This window comes from Pseudomonas sp. Irchel 3A7 (assembly GCF_900187565.1).
GTDB lineage: Bacteria > Pseudomonadota > Gammaproteobacteria > Pseudomonadales > Pseudomonadaceae > Aquipseudomonas.
Map to the genome: position 1 here is coordinate 1 of NZ_FYED01000001.1, position 17,234 is coordinate 17,234.

General features: G+C 59.2%; 18 protein-coding genes. 10 read left to right on the forward strand and 8 right to left on the reverse strand.

Translation table 11 applies throughout. The features are described from left to right. Window positions 1–516 precede the first annotated feature (516 nt). Together CKW21_RS00010 and CKW21_RS00015 are read right to left on the reverse strand one after the other, a co-directional pair. Window positions 517–2,010, reverse strand: coding sequence for a CoA-acylating methylmalonate-semialdehyde dehydrogenase (locus tag CKW21_RS00010; RefSeq protein ID WP_095191984.1), 1,494 nt, complete (start codon window positions 2,008–2,010; stop codon window positions 517–519). Window positions 2,011–2,084: 74 nt separating this feature from the next. Continuing rightward, window positions 2,085–3,434 (reverse strand): aspartate aminotransferase family protein, encoded by a 1,350-nt coding sequence (locus CKW21_RS00015; protein WP_095191985.1) that lies wholly within the window; start codon window positions 3,432–3,434, stop codon window positions 2,085–2,087. A gap of 138 nt (window positions 3,435–3,572) precedes the next feature. Here CKW21_RS00015 and CKW21_RS00020 point away from each other — a divergent pair, with 138 nt between their 5' ends. From CKW21_RS00020 to CKW21_RS00030, 3 genes are all read left to right on the forward strand, one after another. Continuing rightward, window positions 3,573–4,493, forward strand: coding sequence for a LysR family transcriptional regulator (locus CKW21_RS00020; protein ID WP_095191986.1), 921 nt, complete (start codon window positions 3,573–3,575; stop codon window positions 4,491–4,493). 115 nt (window positions 4,494–4,608) lie between these two features. Continuing rightward, a complete protein-coding gene (locus CKW21_RS00025; RefSeq protein WP_095191987.1) occupies window positions 4,609–5,259 on the forward strand; it encodes a TetR/AcrR family transcriptional regulator in 651 nt (216 codons plus the stop codon). 7 nt (window positions 5,260–5,266) lie between these two features. Beyond that, window positions 5,267–5,848, forward strand: coding sequence for a YigZ family protein (locus CKW21_RS00030; protein WP_095191988.1), 582 nt, complete (start codon window positions 5,267–5,269; stop codon window positions 5,846–5,848). 379 nt (window positions 5,849–6,227) lie between these two features. On the opposite strand, the gene CKW21_RS00035 is transcribed toward CKW21_RS00030, so the two are convergent. Continuing rightward, on the reverse strand, window positions 6,228–6,695 hold the full coding sequence (locus CKW21_RS00035) for a hypothetical protein (RefSeq protein WP_095191989.1): 468 nt from the start codon (window positions 6,693–6,695) through the stop codon (window positions 6,228–6,230). Between the two features lie 82 nt (window positions 6,696–6,777). Between CKW21_RS00035 and CKW21_RS00040 the strand changes: the two genes are divergently transcribed. The 3 genes from CKW21_RS00040 (at window position 6,778) to CKW21_RS00050 (ending at window position 9,450) form a co-directional block, all read left to right on the forward strand. Continuing rightward, window positions 6,778–7,128, forward strand: coding sequence for a MerR family transcriptional regulator (locus tag CKW21_RS00040; RefSeq protein ID WP_095192468.1), 351 nt, complete (start codon window positions 6,778–6,780; stop codon window positions 7,126–7,128). A 24-nt stretch (window positions 7,129–7,152) separates the two neighbouring features. Continuing rightward, window positions 7,153–7,839, forward strand: a complete 687-nt coding sequence (locus CKW21_RS00045) for an SDR family oxidoreductase (RefSeq protein ID WP_095191990.1) — start codon at window positions 7,153–7,155, stop codon at window positions 7,837–7,839. Between the two features lie 252 nt (window positions 7,840–8,091). Beyond that, entirely contained in the window at window positions 8,092–9,450 is a 1,359-nt protein-coding gene (locus CKW21_RS00050) for an 8-oxoguanine deaminase (protein ID WP_095191991.1), read from the forward strand. Between the two features lie 121 nt (window positions 9,451–9,571). Here CKW21_RS00050 and CKW21_RS00055 read toward each other — a convergent pair whose 3' ends face one another. Further along, complete coding sequence (locus CKW21_RS00055) at window positions 9,572–10,663, reverse strand: calcium:proton antiporter (RefSeq protein WP_095191992.1); 1,092 nt, start codon at window positions 10,661–10,663, stop codon at window positions 9,572–9,574. A 187-nt stretch (window positions 10,664–10,850) separates the two neighbouring features. Between CKW21_RS00055 and CKW21_RS00060 the strand changes: the two genes are divergently transcribed. Beyond that, window positions 10,851–11,804, forward strand: a complete 954-nt coding sequence (locus CKW21_RS00060) for an adenosine deaminase (protein ID WP_095191993.1) — start codon at window positions 10,851–10,853, stop codon at window positions 11,802–11,804. 141 nt (window positions 11,805–11,945) lie between these two features. Here the strand turns inward: CKW21_RS00060 and CKW21_RS00065 are convergent, their stop codons facing one another. Together CKW21_RS00065 and CKW21_RS00070 are read right to left on the reverse strand one after the other, a co-directional pair. Further along, window positions 11,946–12,680 (reverse strand): helix-turn-helix transcriptional regulator, encoded by a 735-nt coding sequence (locus CKW21_RS00065; protein WP_095191994.1) that lies wholly within the window; start codon window positions 12,678–12,680, stop codon window positions 11,946–11,948. 160 nt (window positions 12,681–12,840) lie between these two features. After that, window positions 12,841–13,770, reverse strand: coding sequence for a LysR family transcriptional regulator (locus tag CKW21_RS00070; RefSeq protein WP_095191995.1), 930 nt, complete (start codon window positions 13,768–13,770; stop codon window positions 12,841–12,843). 116 nt (window positions 13,771–13,886) lie between these two features. Between CKW21_RS00070 and CKW21_RS00075 the strand changes: the two genes are divergently transcribed. The 3 genes from CKW21_RS00075 to CKW21_RS31425 all read left to right on the forward strand — a co-directional run bounded on the left by CKW21_RS00075 (window position 13,887) and on the right by CKW21_RS31425 (window position 15,609). Continuing rightward, window positions 13,887–14,180 carry a putative quinol monooxygenase gene (locus tag CKW21_RS00075; protein WP_095191996.1) on the forward strand — a complete coding sequence of 98 codons (294 nt, stop codon included), beginning with the start codon at window positions 13,887–13,889 and terminating at the stop codon, window positions 14,178–14,180. Between the two features lie 31 nt (window positions 14,181–14,211). Beyond that, window positions 14,212–15,225: a zinc-binding alcohol dehydrogenase family protein gene (locus CKW21_RS00080; RefSeq protein ID WP_095191997.1), complete on the forward strand. Its 1,014-nt coding sequence runs from the start codon at window positions 14,212–14,214 to the stop codon at window positions 15,223–15,225. 213 nt (window positions 15,226–15,438) lie between these two features. Beyond that, the gene (locus tag CKW21_RS31425; protein WP_008066222.1) at window positions 15,439–15,609 is read left to right on the forward strand and encodes a hypothetical protein; all 171 of its coding nucleotides are present in this window, start codon (window positions 15,439–15,441) and stop codon (window positions 15,607–15,609) included. A gap of 8 nt (window positions 15,610–15,617) precedes the next feature. Here the strand turns inward: CKW21_RS31425 and CKW21_RS00085 are convergent, their stop codons facing one another. Together CKW21_RS00085 and CKW21_RS00090 are read right to left on the reverse strand one after the other, a co-directional pair. After that, the gene (locus CKW21_RS00085; protein ID WP_095191998.1) at window positions 15,618–16,814 is read right to left on the reverse strand and encodes a multidrug effflux MFS transporter; all 1,197 of its coding nucleotides are present in this window, start codon (window positions 16,812–16,814) and stop codon (window positions 15,618–15,620) included. Between the two features lie 91 nt (window positions 16,815–16,905). Then, window positions 16,906–17,103 (reverse strand): heavy-metal-associated domain-containing protein, encoded by a 198-nt coding sequence (locus tag CKW21_RS00090; protein ID WP_095191999.1) that lies wholly within the window; start codon window positions 17,101–17,103, stop codon window positions 16,906–16,908. Window positions 17,104–17,234: the final 131 nt, after the last annotated feature.

Here is a 17,234-nt window from a genome sequence, read left to right on the forward strand (position 1 = left end):
TACATCTTTGATTTCTCGCGGAGTAACTTGTGATGCTGATAATCTGTTGACTAGCAGTCTGATACCACAAGCACCCACACGAATTGCTTGATTCAGTTGTTAAAGAGCGGTTGGTTAAGAGCTTTCGCCTCAACCGAGGCGCGCATTCTACAGCAGCCTCATTTGCTGTCAAGCGGTTATTTTCAGAAGTTTTCAAAGAATCCTTTGTAACTTCAACCACTTGCGCTTTCGATCTCTCGTCAGCGGGATGCGAATTCTACAGCGTTACTCGCTGCTGTCAACACCTCTTTTTCAACTTCCTTTCGGCTTCGATGACCTGAAGCAACCCGCTGCCGAAAACTGCGTAACTCATTGTTTACCAAGGAGTTTTCCGTTTCGACTGCGCCGGAAGTGGGGCGAATTATAGACACCTGAGATCTGCCGTCAACAGCTATTTTCATAAATCTGTCACATAGGTCAAAAAAGCCCCAAAAACGCGAAGGCCGGCCTAAAGAGGCCGGCCTTCTTCCCTTCTAATTACAAGCTAGGGAACGCGAACTGCGACGCTTCATGACTCGCGCGCTGTGGCCAGCGCTGGGTGATGGCTTTGCGGCGGGTGTAGAAACGCACGCCATCCGGACCATAAGCATGCAGGTCACCAAACAACGAGCGCTTCCAACCGCCGAAGCTGTGATAAGCCACCGGGACTGGCAACGGCACGTTGACACCGACCATACCGACTTCAATCTCATCGCAGAACAACCGCGCCGCTTCCCCATCGCGGGTGAAGATGCAGGTGCCGTTGCCATATTCATGATCGTTGATCAGTTGCATCGCCTCTTCCAGGCTGTTAACCCGGACAACGCACAATACCGGCCCGAAGATCTCTTCCTTATAGATGCGCATCTCTGGCGTGACGTTGTCGAACAGGCAGCCACCGAGGAAGAAGCCATTTTCGTGACCGGCTACGCTCAGGCCACGACCGTCCACTACCAGCGTCGCGCCCGCCGCTACGCCGTCTTCGACGTAACCGCTGACCTTGTCTCGCGCCTGGCCGGTGACCAGAGGCCCCATGTCCAGACCGCACGAAGTGCCCGCGCCGATTTTCAGCGCCTTGATCTGCGGCGTCAGCTTGGCCACCAGCGCATCGGCAACTTGATCACCCACGCAGACAGCCACCGAGATTGCCATGCAGCGCTCCCCGCAGGAACCGTAAGCGGCGCCCATCAGTGCACTGACGGCATTATCCAGATCCGCATCCGGCATCAGCACCGCATGGTTCTTCGCCCCGCCCAGTGCCTGGACACGCTTGCCACGCTTGGTGCCTTCGGCGTAGATGTATTCGGCAATCGGTGTCGAACCCACGAAACTCAGGGCTTTGACTTCCGGGGCTTCGATCAGCGCATCCACTGCAGCCTTGTCTCCGTGAACCACGCTCAGCACACCTTTCGGCAGACCGGCTTCCAGCAGCAGTTGCGCAATCAGCAATGTCGAGCTCGGATCACGCTCGGACGGCTTGAGGATGAAGCAGTTGCCGCACACGATCGCCAAGGGATACATCCACAGCGGCACCATGGCCGGGAAGTTGAACGGTGTAATACCGGCCACTACACCCAGTGGCTGGAAGTCCGACCAGGCATCGATGTTCGGGCCGACGTTACGGCTGTATTCGCCCTTGAGGATTTCCGGTGCAGCGCAAGCGAATTCAACGTTCTCGATACCACGCTTCAATTCGCCGGCAGCGTCTTCCAGGGTCTTGCCGTGCTCTTCGCTGATCAGTTGGGCAATACGCGATTCGTTTTGCTCCAGCAGCTGCTTGAAACGGAACATCACTTGGGCACGCTTGGCCGCTGGTGTGTTACGCCAGGCCGGGAACGCGGCTTTGGCAGCATCGATGGCTTGTTGAATGGTTTCGCGGCTGGCCAGCGGCAGCTTGTGGATAGCCTGGCCGGTGGACGGGTTGAACACGTCAGTGCTGCGACCGGTTTCGGTAACCAGCTCACCATTGATCAAATGCGGAATAACGCTCATGGAAGCTCCTGAAAAAGTTGTCCACAGGCGCCGCTTCAGGGCGCCTGTCGTTTGCATCTATATAGAGGGAGAAATCAGTCGATCTTGCTCAGCACTTCGCCGACCGCGTCGAACAGACGATCAAGGTCTTGTGGCTTGCTGTTGAAGGTTGGGCCGAACTGCAGGGTGTCACCGCCGAAGCGCACGTAGAACCCGGCTTTCCACAGCGCCATGCCCGCTTCGAATGGACGCACGATGGCATCGCCGTCACGCGGTGCGATCTGGATGGCACCGGCCAGGCCATAGTTGCGGATGTCGATGATGTTTTTTGTGCCTTTCAAGCCATGCAGCGCATTTTCGAAATGCGGTGCGACTTCGGCCACGCTCTGTACCAGGTTTTCCTTTTGCAGCAGGTCGAGTGCTGCCAGGCCCGCGGCGCACGCCACCGGGTGGGCGGAATAGGTATAGCCGTGAGGGAATTCCACCGCGTACTCAGGCGTCGCCTGGTTCATGAAGGTCTGGTAGATCTCGGAGCTGGCAATCACCGCGCCCATCGGGATCGCGCCATTGGTGACTTGCTTGGCGATGCACATCAGGTCCGGGGTCACACCGAAGGTTGTGGCACCGAACATAGTGCCAGTACGGCCGAAGCCGGTGATTACTTCGTCGAACACCAGCAGGATGTTGTGCTGATCGCAGATCTCGCGCAGACGCTTGAGGTAACCCTGTGGCGGAACCAGCACGCCAGCGGAACCGGCCAATGGCTCGACGAACACGGCGGCGATGTTGGAAGCATCGTGCAGTTCGATCAGTTTGAGCAGCTCATCGGCGAGTGCGATACCGCCCTGCTCCGGCATGCCGCGCGAGTAAGCGTTGCTCGCCAGCAATGTGTGCGGCAGGTGATCGACGTCCATCATCGCCTGACCGAACAGCTTGCGGTTGCCATTGACGCCACCGAGGCTGGTGCCGGCGATGTTCACGCCGTGGTAGCCACGGGCGCGACCGATCATCTTGGTCTTGGTCGACTGGCCTTTGAGGCGCCAGTAGGCACGCACCATCTTCACGGCCGTGTCGGCACACTCGGAGCCGGAGTCGGTGAAGAACACGTGGTTCAGGTTGCCCGGGGTCAGGTCAGTGATTTTTTCTGCCAGCTGGAAGGACAGTGGGTGACCGTACTGGAAGCCTGGCGAGTAGTCGAGGGTGCCCAGCTGCTTGGCCACCGCCTCTTGAATTTCCTTACGGGTGTGCCCGGCGCCGCAAGTCCACAGACCCGACAGCGAGTCATAGACTTTGCGGCCCTTGTCGTCGATCAGCCAGCTGCCTTCGGCGCCCACAATCAAACGCGGATCGCGCTGAAAGTTACGGTTGGCGGTGTATGGCATCCAGTGCGCGTCGAGCTTGAGCTGGCTGGCCAGGGAAGTCGGGGCGTTTTCAGGCAAGTTCATCGGGAAACCTCGCAAGGCAATAAGCGGCGTAGGGATTGAAAACCGGTGTTGCAGCTAAATTGCCACGGGGATAAAGTCGGTGAAATTCAACTTTTGTAACCTTTAGTCAGCTTTCTACTAAACTATCGAGTAACAACCATGAGCAGCCGCCGCCCCGATCCACTGGCGCAAGTCAGCGACTTCGACATACGCCTGCTACGGATTTTTCGCAGCGTGGTCGAATGCGGTGGTTTTTCTGCAGCCGAAAGCGTGCTTGGCATTGGCCGCTCGGCGATCAGCCAACAGATGAGCGATCTGGAGCAGCGCCTCGGTTTGCGCCTGTGCCAACGTGGCCGCGCCGGCTTTTCCCTGACCGAAGAAGGCCGCGAGGTTTATCAATCGGCTCTGCAGCTATTGAGTGCGCTGGAAAGTTTCCGTACCGAGGTCAATGGCCTGCACCAGCACTTGCGGGGAGAACTGACCATCGGACTCACCGATAACCTGGTCACCCTGCCCCACATGCGCATTACCCATGCCCTGGCGCAATTGAAGGAGCGCGGGCCGGACGTGCAGATCCAGATCCGCATGATCGCCCCCAACGAAGTGGAGCAAGGCGTGCTCGACGGTCGCTTGCACGTCGGCGTGGTACCGCAGGCGAGTGCGCTGTCGGGGCTGGAATATCAACCGCTCTACAGTGAACGCTCGCTGCTGTATTGCGCGGTTGGCCACCCGCTGTTTTATGTCGATGACAAGCAACTGGACGATGCGCGCCTCAACCATCAGGACGCCATCGCACCGACCTTCCGTTTGCCAGCGGACATCCAGGCCCACTACCAGGCGCTCAATTGCACCGCCAGTGCGTCGGACCGTGAAGGCATGGCCTTCCTGATCCTGACCGGGCGCTACATCGGGTATCTGCCGGATCATTACGCCAGCCTCTGGGTGCAACAGGGTCGATTGCGTGCGCTGAAACCACAGGCGCGCTTCTATGACTTGAGCCTCGCCTCGGTCACGCGCAAGGGCCGCCGCCCTCATCTGGTGCTGGAAAGTTTTCTCGAGAGCCTGGCGGCAACGCGCTGACAGCACCGTACCTGTAGGGTGGCAGTCCTGGAATTATCGTCTCAGGACTTGTGTGTAACTTATGGGTGCGCTATCAACGCACTGGCCGCACCCACCCACCTGACCGGAAGTGCCTATGACCTTTGAAGTCCCAGCTCACGGCGGCAAACCCGCCAGCCGAATTCGTCAGAAGAACGAAGAGACCATCATCAAAGCCGCCGAAGACGAGTTCGCCCGTCACGGGTTCAAAGGCACCAGCATGAACACCATCGCCCTGAATGCCGGGTTGCCAAAAGCAAACCTGCATTACTACTTCACCAACAAGCTCGGTTTGTACGTGGCGGTGTTGAGCAACATCATCGAGTTGTGGGACAGCACCTTCAACACCCTGACTGCCGAGGACGATCCGGCCGAAGCGTTGACCCGCTACATCCGCGCCAAGATGGAGTTTTCACGACGCCAGCCACAAGCCTCGCGAATCTTCGCCATGGAGGTCATCAGCGGTGGCGAATGCCTGACCGAGTATTTCAATCAGGACTACCGCGCCTGGTTCCAGGGCCGGGCCGCGGTGTTTCAAGCATGGATCGACGCTGGCAAAATGGACCCGGTCGATCCGGTCAACCTGATCTTCCTGCTGTGGGGCAGCACCCAGCATTACGCCGACTTCGCTACGCAGATCTGCCGTGTCACCGGTCGCTCCAAGTTGACCAAGCAGGATATGGAAGACGCCGGCAACAACCTGATCCACATCATTCTCAAAGGCTGCGGCCTGAAGCCAACCATTTAAGACGCTTATGCCTTTTACCCTCAGTGGCTTTTGCGAATACCGCGAAGAGATCCGCAAAAGCCGCTTCATTACCTTCGCCGCGCCAATCGGCAGCCCCGCTGAAGCCCAGGCGTTCATCGAACAGCACAGCGACCTGAACGCCACGCACAATTGCTGGGCGTGGAAGCTCGGTGATCAGTACCGCAGCACCGATGACGGCGAACCGGGGGGCACTGCTGGCCGGCCGATACTGGCAGCGATCGACGCGCAGGATTGCGATCAGGTCGCGGTGTTGGTGATTCGCTGGTATGGCGGCATTCAACTGGGCACCGGCGGACTCGCCCGGGCCTATGGCGGTGGTGCCAACAAATGCCTGCAAGCGGCGCCGAAGATCGAGTTGATCAGTCGGGTGCCGCTACGTTGTGCCTGCGCGTTTGGCGAACTTGCGCTGGTCAAACTGAGGGTCGCGGAACTCGGAGGACTGATCGTTCAAGAGGATTTCACGGCCAATGGCGTTGAGTTGCAGTTGGCGGTCGGTGAGGAGCAGATCGCCACGTTGCAATCGCACCTCGCCGATTTGAGCCGCGGGCGGATTTTGCTGGAGCGTTAAAGATTTGAAGATCGCAGCCTTCGCTGCTCTGCATGGCTGCGATCTTTTGGGGCATTCCCATTGTCGATGCATCTGACAGTTGCCCACATCTGCTGTGCACCCGGCTGTGGATAACCTGAGCACATACCGCTGTAACCCTTCTGTCATGCGGCTTTGCGGGCTTTGCTCACTTTTCGTCCAAATCGCCATCAAAAAGATAAAATTCACGAAAAAACATAGACTTAGAGCGGTTTATCACCTTTAGAAGATAGCCGCCTTGCGCTTATGCCCGACTTTTGCGCTTGCGCACAAATACTGTGGAGCAATCTGTGGATAACCCGTTCATGGGTCTCTCGACACCCTATCCGGCATGGCCCGCCATAGGTTGCTCATTTTTTGATCAGCTTATATTGAGCACATCTGAAGCCCTCCCGTCAGCCTTGCCCTCAAGTGGTGCCAGCCCTGATTTGGATAGCTGCTTTACCGGCAATATTTGAACAACTCCCCACGCCAACTCAAAGAACAGGAAGATCGCCAAAAGCCAACTCGCACCATGAGCCAGTGCATAAACCTGCCAAGCCGCAAACAAGAACCTCGCCACCGCGTCATACCGCCCATACACCTGCTGCGGATCACGAATACGCAGCACCGCCCACACGCAAACAATCGACCCCAGCAGATTCGCCATCAGCATGTGCACCGGCTCGAACGGTGGCAGCTCGCCGGGCAGGTTGAAAGCCTGGCTCAGACTCAACAAAAGCCCGTGTACCGCAGCAAAGCTCCACGGCGTGGCAAACGCAGCCGTGACGATCAAGTCGTACCACGCACTGCCGCGCACCAGTTGACGATATTGCGTTGTAGTCCACATTGACCTTGCTCCATCAATTCAGGGAGCAACAAGGCTAAAGCCTGGAGTATGCTCCAGGGTCAAGCCCTCTCGAGATGTCATGATGCGCATCGGTGAATTAGCCCGGGCCAGCGAAGTCAGTCGCGACACGCTGCGCTTCTACGAACAACGCGGATTGATCGCAGCGCAACGCAGCGCCAACGGTTATCGCGATTACCCGGCCGACACCGTGCAACTGGTGCTGTACATCAAGACGGCCCAACGATTGGGCTTTACCTTGGGTGAGATCGGTCATAACGTCGCTGCGTTATGGCAGTCGCCCGATCCGGACAGCGCGGTCACACAGTTGCTGCAAGACAAGCTCAAGCTGATCGAAAACCGCATGGCCGAACTGAGTACGCTGCGAGACGAATTGCAGCAACGTCTTGGCCAACGCTGTCCACTGAATCCGTGATTCTCAACTATCAAGGAAGCACACATGTCCACGGCAAAAAACGCACTCATCATCGGTGCCTCCCGGGGGCTCGGCCTCGGTCTGGTGAAAACCCTGCTGGCCGACGGCTGGCAAGTCACCGCCACCGTGCGCAATCCGCAAAACGCCGAAGCCTTGCAGGCTTTGGGTAAAGTGCGGGTCGAGAAACTCGACATGGACGATCAGCAGGCGGTGATCGCCTTGAGTCAGCAACTCAAGGGCGAAGTGTTCGACCTGCTGTTCGTCAATGCCGGGGTCAAGGGGCCAGACGTGCAGACACCGGGCGGTGCGACGCTGGCCGAAGTTGGGCAGCTGTTTTTCACCAACGCCGTGGCACCGATCAACCTGGCCCAGCGCTTCGTCAGCCAGATTCGTCCAGACACCGGTGTGCTGGCGTTCATGAGTTCGGTACTCGGCAGCGTAACCATGCCCGACGCACCGGAACTGGCGTTGTACAAGGCCAGCAAAGCCGCACTGAACTCCATGACCAATAGCTTCGTCACGCAATTGGGCGAGCAAAAACTCACTGTGCTGTCGCTGCACCCGGGCTGGGTGAAAACCGACATGGGCGGTGAAGGCGCCGATATCGATGTGGAAACGAGTACGCGCGGATTGGTCGAGCAGGTGAATGCCTATGTCGGCAAGGGCGGGCATCATTTTGTGAATTATCGGGGTGAGACTATTCCCTGGTAACCCACCGTCCACTGTGGGAGCGGGCTTGCCCGCGATGACGGCGGCACATCCAACGAAAATGTGTCTGTCACACCGCTTTCGCGGGCAAGCCCGCTCCCACAGGGTTGTTCGTCGCCCCTGTCGGGCGAAGCTTGCCCGTAACGCGATTTTGTTCGACACTTCGCACCTCGCCTCCCCGGCGACCCTGGATCAGCAGACAGGGCAACACTGAGCTGGCAACCCTGAACCCAACTTTCAGAGGAGCCGGCCAACATGCCTGCGACCCGTACCTGGTTAAAAAATCCCCTCGCCATTTTCACGGCCAATGGTCTCGATGCCCGTGGCGGCCTGGTGCTGCAAGACGGTGTGATCGTCGAAGTGCTCAGCCTGGGCCAGCTGCCCTCCACACCTTGCAATGAAGTCTTCGATGCCCGCGAGCATGTAATCCTGCCGGGGCTGATCAACACCCACCATCACTTCTATCAGACCCTGACCCGTGCCTGGGCGCCGGTGGTCAACCAGCCGTTGTTCCCGTGGCTGAAAACCCTGTACCCGGTCTGGGCACGCTTGACCCCTGAAAAACTCGCCCTCGCCAGCAAAGTCGCGTTGGCCGAGTTGCTGCTGTCCGGTTGCACCACGGCAGCCGACCACCATTATCTGTTTCCACAAGGCCTGGAAAACGCCATCGACGTGCAAGTCGAGAGCGTTCGCGAACTGGGCATGCGCGCCATGTTGACCCGCGGTTCGATGAGCCTCGGCGAAAAGGACGGCGGGCTGCCACCGCAACAGACCGTACAGGAAGGCCAGGTGATTCTCGACGACAGTCAGCGCTTGATCGCCCAATACCACGAACGCGGTGACGGCGCGCAAATCCAGATCGCCCTGGCGCCTTGCTCGCCGTTTTCGGTCACGCCGGAAATCATGTCCGCGAGCGCCGAACTGGCCAACAAACTCGATGTGCGCCTGCACACGCATCTGGCGGAAACCCTCGATGAAGAAGACTTCTGCCTGCAACGCTTCGGCCTGCGAACCGTGGATTACCTGGACAGCGTCGGCTGGCTCGGCCCGCGTACCTGGCTGGCCCACGGCATCCACTTCAACCCCGACGAAATCACCCGCCTCGGCGCGGCCGGCACCGGCATCTGCCATTGCCCGAGTTCGAACATGCGCCTGGCTTCAGGCATCTGTCCCAGTATCGAACTGACCGACGCCGGCGCGCCGCTGGGCCTGGGTGTGGATGGCTCGGCTTCCAACGACGCGTCGAACATGATCCTCGAAGCACGTCAGGCGCTGTACATCCAGCGCCTGCGCTACGGCGCCGAGAAGATCACCCCGGAACGCGTGCTGGGCTGGGCCACCAAGGGATCGGCGCAGTTGCTCGGTCGCAGCGACATTGGCGAATTGGCAGTAGGCAAGCAGGCTGACCTGGCGCTGTTCAAGCTCGATGAGCTGCGATTCTCCGGCAGCCACGACCCGGTGTCGGCACTGCTGTTGTGCGGCGCGGACCGGGCGGATCGAGTGATGGTGGGTGGCAAGTGGCGAGTGATTGACGGGCAGGTCGAGGGGCTGGATTTGAAGGGGTTGATTGCCGATCACAGCCAGGCGGCCCGGCAGTTGATCGCGGGTACCTGACACAACACTGATCCCAATGTGTGCGGGCTTGCTCGCGAATGCGGCGTGTCAGTCTACAAATAGGTTGCCTGACCCGCCGCTTTCGCGAGCAAGCTCGCTCCCACAGGGGTTTGTGCTGTTTTCAGAGACCCAGCAACGACAACATGATGAACGTCGCAAACAGCACAAAGTGCGTCATCCCCTCGATGGCATTGGTTTCTCCATCGTTGAGGTTGATCGCACTGACGATCAGGGTGATGAAGATCATCACGGTCTGCACCGGGGTCATGGCCATCTGGAAGGGCTGGCCGGTGTAGAGCGCCATCGCTTCCATCACCGGCACCGTCAGGATGACTGTCGACAGCGACGCGCCCAACGCGATGTTGACCACTGACTGCATGCGGTTGGCCAACGCCGCGCGCAACGCCGTCATAATCTCCGGCGCCGCGGAGATCGCCGCCACCAGGATCGCCGTAATCACTGGCGGTGCACCTGATCCTTCCAGCCCCAGATCCAGGGTCTTGGACATCACTTCGGCCAATGCGCCAATCACCACCACCCCGAACACCAGAATACTAATGGACAACGTCAGGTTGACCGGTGCCGGCTCTTCTTCCGGGGGCTCCTTCTTGCGGCGCTTTTCCGGGTAGCTGTAACTGAAAAAGTAACTGTGCGGCCCGACCTGCATGCGCAGGAACAACGCGTAAAGCACCACCATCGCGCCGATGGTGAACGCCGAATAGAGCTTCCAGCTGGTTTCGGGAATGAACTCGGGCACCACCATCGACACCCCCATGGCCGTGAGGATCATCACGCTGTAGCTGCGTGCCGAATCATCGTTGTAGGACTGTTCACCATGCTTGAGGCCACCCATCAACGCCGCCAGGCCCAGGATGCCGTTGATATCGAGCATGACGGCCGAATAGATCGTGTCGCGCACGAGTGTCTTCGAGGCTTCGTTGCTCATCATGATCGCCAGGATCACCACTTCCACCAGCACCGCCGCCAGGGTCAGAATCATGGTGCCATAGGGGTCACCGACTTTTTCCGCCAACAACTCGGCCTGATGGGCGACGCGCATCGAGGCGGCGACGATAAACGCAATCAGCACCAGCCCGGCGCTCAGCGCAACGCCCTGCCCGCTGTGCAGTAGCCAATGCTCCAGCGCGAATGCAACGATGGCGGCGATCAGGGCCAGCAACAGAAAGGTTTCTTGCTTGAAGATCGTGAGCATGACGGGCCTTTTTGCCGTGGAGAAGCGGTTAAGCGACTGACTGCGGTGGGACGCTAACGTTTCGTTACACCTTAGCGCAGCGGAAAATACTCCGGCCCGGCGCAATGAACCTTTCGGTCAGGTTTTGCCAATTGTTTCTGCTAGCGTCTGTAGAATGCCCACCATCTGCACCTGATGAGAAAAGAATATGTACGACTGGCTGAACGCACTGCCCAAGGCAGAATTGCACTTGCACCTGGAAGGTTCGCTGGAGCCCGAGCTGCTGTTCGCCCTGGCCGAACGCAACAAGATCGCTTTGCCGTGGAGCGATGTCGAAACCCTGCGCAAGGCTTATGCCTTCAATAACCTGCAAGAATTCCTCGACCTGTATTACCAGGGCGCCGACGTGCTGCGCACTTCCCAGGATTTCTACGACCTGACCTGGGCCTACCTGCTGCGCTGTAAAGAACAGAACGTGATTCACACCGAACCGTTCTTCGACCCGCAGACCCACACCGACCGGGGCGTCCCGTTCGAAGTGGTGCTCAACGGCATCGCCGCCGCCTTGAAGGACGGTGAACAGCAACTGGGCATCACCAGCGGTCTGATCCTGAGTTTCCTGCGTCATTTGAGCGAAGAACAGGCACAGAAAACCCTCGACCAGGCGCTGCCGTTTCGTGACGCATTTGTCGCGGTAGGCCTGGACAGTTCTGAAATGGGTCACCCGCCGAGCAAGTTCCAGCGGGTATTCGATCGTGCCCGTGGCGAAGGCTTCCTGACCGTCGCCCATGCCGGTGAAGAAGGCCCGCCCGAGTACATCTGGGAAGCCCTCGACCTGCTGAAAATCCAGCGCATCGACCATGGCGTACGCGCCATCGAAGACGAACGCTTGATGCAGCGCATCATCGACGAGCAGATCCCGCTGACCGTATGCCCGCTGTCCAACACCAAGTTGTGTGTGTTTGATCACATGTCGCAGCACAACATCCTCGAGATGCTCGAACGCGGCGTGAAAGTGACCGTGAACTCGGACGACCCGGCGTACTTCGGCGGTTACGTCACCGAGAATTTCCATGCGCTGTATACCGATCTGGGCATGACCCAGGATCAGGCCAAACGCCTGGCGCAAAACAGCCTGGATGCTCGGTTGGTCAAACCGTAAGACCGGCGCAGATCCAATGTGGGAGCGAGCCTGCTCGCGAAAACAGTGCGTCAGTCAACGATGATGTCGACTGGAAGAGCGCATTTGCGGGCAGACTCGCTCCCACAGGGCCTGAGCCAAAACCCAGGCCATTAAAGGACCCTACAGCACCATCTCCAGCTCTGTTTCCTTGGCGAACCGGTGGATTTCACGCTGCCCCGCCGCGGTGACCTGCAAGGCCCGTGAATCGTAGGGCAGACTCAGCCAGCCCGATTGCATGAACAACTGCAATAACGCTGCTCCCAGCGAACCACCCATGTGCGGGCGTCGTTCGCTCCAGTCGGGACAGGCACAGGCAGACTTGCCATTGCGATGGGCCAACGCCTGGATGAATACACCCCGCGCCGCCAGTTCGGTGGAGCCCTTGAGCGTGATCATGACCCGTTGATCGAACTGTTCAATCCAGCCCGCATCCAGCAAACGCTGGTACAGGTCGGCGGCGAGGGTGCCTCCCAGATGGTCATCGCAAAGCCGGGCGCGCAACAAGGACGAGCGCCTGGCCTGGGGTTTGGCAAGAGGTGTGGAGTATTGGAAAATATCCGGGACTTCCCGAGGCGTGCTGGCCAGCGTCGCGCTTGCCAATGCTTCGATCGCGGCGCCGACTTCGGGTGCGGCCAGGCGGAAGAAGCGTTTGCGTCCCCGGGTTTCGACTTTCAACAGACCACCGGCGGACAAGCGTCCGAGGTGGGCGCTGGCCGAAGACGGTGACAGACCGGCCAATAGGGCCAATTCTTCGGCTTGGCGCGCCGAGCCGTCCATCAAGGCCCACATCATTGCGCTGCGCTTGGGGTCAGCCAGTAAGGTGGCTATCTGGCTGATGCAAGGTGCATGTTCCATGAATTCACTCCCTGTTGAATCGTTTCGTCTACTGCTGTCTGCGAAAGACGGTGCGTACATGAGGCGAACGCTAGTATAGGCGGGTTGACCGTCGGTTCCTGCCCTCCGTAAACCGCTGGTGGTGATAGTTCCTGAGGGAAATTTCGCTTTTTTCCTGCGACTAATGACCGATTCTCGAGAACCCCGGAAAATGACTGCTCAACCGGGCGCATCGGCTGGCAAGCATTTCCCGCAACAGGTTCACCGGCTTACTCAATTGTGCGCGATGGGCGCACAGCAGATTCAGCGGAGCGCGCTCACAAAGCAGTTCCGGCATCAGCACTTTCAATCGGCCGGCGAGCACATCGGCGGCCACATCGAGCCACGACTTGTAGGCGATCCCGGCGCCCGCAATGGCCCACAGCCGCACGACATCGGCATCGTCACTGAAACGATCACCGCTGACGGTCAGGCCGACTTCGCGTTTGCCGTCGTGAAAACTCCAGTGATCGTGGACCCGGCTGCCGAGCATGAACAGCAGGCAATTATGCTGGGCCAATTGCTCCAATTGCCGCGGCTCGCCATGCCGGGCCAGGTAACTCGGTGCCGCACAGAGCACGCGCCGGTTTTGCGGGGCGATGGGTAGCGCCACCAGGCTGGAATCTTCCGGTTCACCGTAGCGCAGGGCAATGTCCACCGGTTGGCGGAACAGATCGGCGATGCGATCACCCAGCAACAAACGAACGGTGAGCTTGGGGTGCTCGCGCTGAAACTCGTCCAGCCAGGGCAGCAGCAAGTTACGACCGAAGTCCGAAGGCGCCGACAACTGCAACACGCCGCTGACCTGATCCTGGCCACGGGCCAATAAACGCCGTCCCTCGTCGAGGTTGCCCAGGGCTGCCCGGGCATACTCAAGAAACCCTTCGCCCTCGGCGGTCAGGCGCAGGCTGCGGGTCGAGCGGGTGAGCAAACGGGCGCCCAGTTGTTGCTCGATGCGTTTCAACGCCGCACTGGCCACCGCCGCCGACATGTCCATGCCCCGCGCGGCCGCCGACAAACTGCCCAGGTCCGCCGCCCGCACGAACAGCTGCAAGTCATCGAAACGCAGCATCTAAACTCCGATTATCAAAAAAATATTGAAAGAGACTGCTCTTTTAGCGGCTTTTATCTTCAGGAGAAATAGCCAATCATCTGCCCATCGAAATCAGCCCGTTCCCGGAGTTACCGATGTCCCAGCCTTTTACCGCTATCGCCACCCTCATCGCCAAACCCGGCCAGCAGAATGCCCTTGAACAGCACCTGCGGGCACTGATTGAGCCGACCCGCGCCGAAGCCGGTTGTGGGCAATACGACTTGCATCAGGACCTGGCCAATCCCCTGGCCTTCTACATGATCGAACACTGGAGCAGTGACGAAGCCCTGCAAGCCCATGACGCCAGTACGCATATCCAGAACTTTCGCGCCAAGGCCGGTGACTTTCTCGAACACTTCGAACTCAAGCGCCTGCGTACCCTCGCCTGATTTCTTTCTCTATTAACTTTCGGAGCCTGTGATGAAAGCCATTGCCTATTACGCGTCCCTGCCGATCAGCGACGAAAAAGCCCTGCAAGACGTTGAATTGCCGGAGCCGGTCGCCGGCCCCCGCGATTTGTTGGTGGAGGTCAAAGCCATTTCGGTCAACCCGGTGGACACCAAGGTCCGGCAGAACGTCCAGCCTGAAGGCGGCGCCGCAAAAGTGCTGGGCTGGGATGTGGCCGGCGTCGTCAAGGCGGTCGGCAGTGACGTGACCCTGTTCAAGGCCGGCGACAAGGTGTTCTACGCCGGCTCCATCGCCCGCGCCGGCGGCAACAGCGAGTTGCACGTGGTGGATGAGCGGATCGTCGGCCATATGCCGAAAACCCTCGGTTTCGCCGAAGCCGCCGCCCTGCCGTTGACTGCGATCACTGCGTGGGAATTGCTCTTTGAACGCCTGAAAGTGCGCGAAGGAAAAACCGATGAAGGCCAGAGCCTGCTGATCGTCGGCGCCGCTGGCGGTGTCGGTTCGATTCTCACGCAACTGGCGAAACAGCTCACCGCACTGAACGTCATTGGCACGGCTTCACGTCCGCAGACCCAGAGCTGGGTGAAAGCGCTGGGCGCCGATGTGGTGATCGATCACAGCCAGCCGCTGAGCGAGAAACTCAAGCGCGCAGGCATCGATCAGGTGACTCACGTCGCCAGCCTGACCCAGACTGATCATCACCTGGATCAATTGGTCGAGGCGCTGGCGCCGCAGGGCAAACTGGCACTGATCGATGACCCGAAAACCCTGGACGTGACCAAGCTCAAGCGCAAGAGCCTGTCGCTGCACTGGGAGTTCATGTACACCCGGTCGCTGTTCGAAACCGCAGACATGATTGAGCAGCACAACCTGCTCAACCGCGTGGCGCGCCTGATCGATGCCGGGACATTGAAAACCACGGTTGGCGAGCACTTCGGCACCATCAATGCGGCCAATCTGCGTCGTGCACATGCCCTGCTGGAAAGCGGCAAATCCAAGGGCAAGATCGTGCTGGAAGGGTTCTAGATTGTTGTAGAAGCTGGCGCAGTCTGCGATCTTTCGACGCTGGTTTTACGGCCTGAAACGATCGCCGGTTGCGCCGGTTCCTGCATTTTTCCGTGCGATGATTTTTTGTTACAAACCGTCAGTCCGACAGTTGACCCTTGTCACAATGGTGATCGTATTCAGGACTACAATCGAAACCTCTGCGAGACAATCTTTTACATGAGGAGGTCAGTAATGAAGATCCTGATAAAAGAATTGGCAAAATCCCAGTGGCAGGTCCGCCTGGACCAACATGCGGTGACATTCCGCAGCGAAGCCGAAGCCCGTGCCTTCACCAATACCCTCGAAGCGCGATTGCACGCCCCCCATCAGATTCCCGACCGTCAGCAGCGCGCTGTTGGCTGAGTCCGCCCTCAAACCTGGGCTTGCGCCAATGCCCGGGCATTTTGCAACCGTCGGGTGAGCATCGCCACGCTCACCACCAGAACACCGCACAGGCTGATGACCATGGCCATCGGCATGGCGCTGCCGTCGTGCAAAACGCCCACCAGCGCGGCAGCGCCGGCGGCCACGCTGAATTGCAGGCAGCCCATCATTGCCGATGCACTGCCGGCCCGGGCGCCCTGGCCGTTCATGGCACAGGCCGAAGCGTTAGGCAGAATACAACCCAGGCTGGCAATGCAGACAAACAAGGGAAGCAGCAACGGCCAGAGCTGCTCGGTATGCAGCGCGCTGACAGCGAGCAGTGCCAGACCGGCACCGAGATAAATCCACACGGTGCGTGTCAGCAGGGACGCAGGTCCGCGCTTGGCCAATAGCCGCGCATTGATCTGGGCCACCAGAATGAAACCGGCGGCATTGGCGCCGAAGAACCAGCCAAAATGCTCCGCCGGTATGCCATAGAGTTTGATGAAGACGAACGGTGAACCCGCAATGTAGGAAAACATTCCGGCGATAGCGATGCCGCCGGTCAGCGCATGACCGAGGTATACCGGATCCTTCAACAGGCGACCGTACTGACGCAATGCCCCCGACAAGGGCTGACGTGGAACATGCGCGGGCATGCTTTCCGGCAAGCCAAGGGCAACGGCCAATCCGGCCAATGCGCTGAAACCGGTCAACACCAGGAAGATCGATTGCCAACCGGTGGTATTGACCAACAAACCGCCCAGCATCGGCGCCAGAATCGGTGCCAGCCCCATCACCAGCATCAACTGCGAAAAGACCTTGGCCGAGCCCACCGCATCGCATTTATCGCTGACTACCGCCCGTGCAATCACCATCCCTGCGCAACCGCCCAGCGCCTGGATAAACCGCGCGCCGATCAACCATTCCAGATTCGGTGCGTAGGCACACGCCAGTGAAGCGGCGGTAAACAGTCCGACTCCGGTCAACAATGGAAGGCGTCGCCCGAAACGATCCGCCACCGGCCCGTAAGCCAGCTGACCAATGGACAACCCCAAAAAATAAGCGGCCAGGGTCAGTTGAACGTGTTTTTCGTCCGTACCGAAAGCCAGCGCCATCGCCGGAAACGCTGGCAGATAGAAATCGATCGCCAGCGGACCGAATGCGCTCAAGGCGCCAAGAATCAGGATTGTACGAAAGTTCATCAGGCATCCAGTGGGACAGAGGTCGGCAGGCCGACAGTCTAGCCGCGCAAGGACGCCTTGAACATTCCGATAGCTCGCTAACTATTAAAAATCAGGCCAGTTTCACGCCATAGCCTTCCTCGCTGATCGCCGCGATCACTTGATCGGCGCTCAACGCGGACTCGACGCCGACTTCTTTCGCCGCCAGGTCGACGCGCACGCTGGCCGCCGGGTCTTTGGCCTGGACGGCCTGGGTGATGGCCCGGACGCAGTGACCGCAGGACATGCCTTCAACATTGAATACTTGCATGGGACAACTCCTTTTAGTGAAGCGTTTGAGTGAGGTTGCCCGCAGTGTCGAGCTTGCCACCATGGCAAGGTCAAGTTCTGCAGTGATCTGCCGGGCTGGCAATCGTCGCCGCGCTCGGCCAAGCTGCGTCC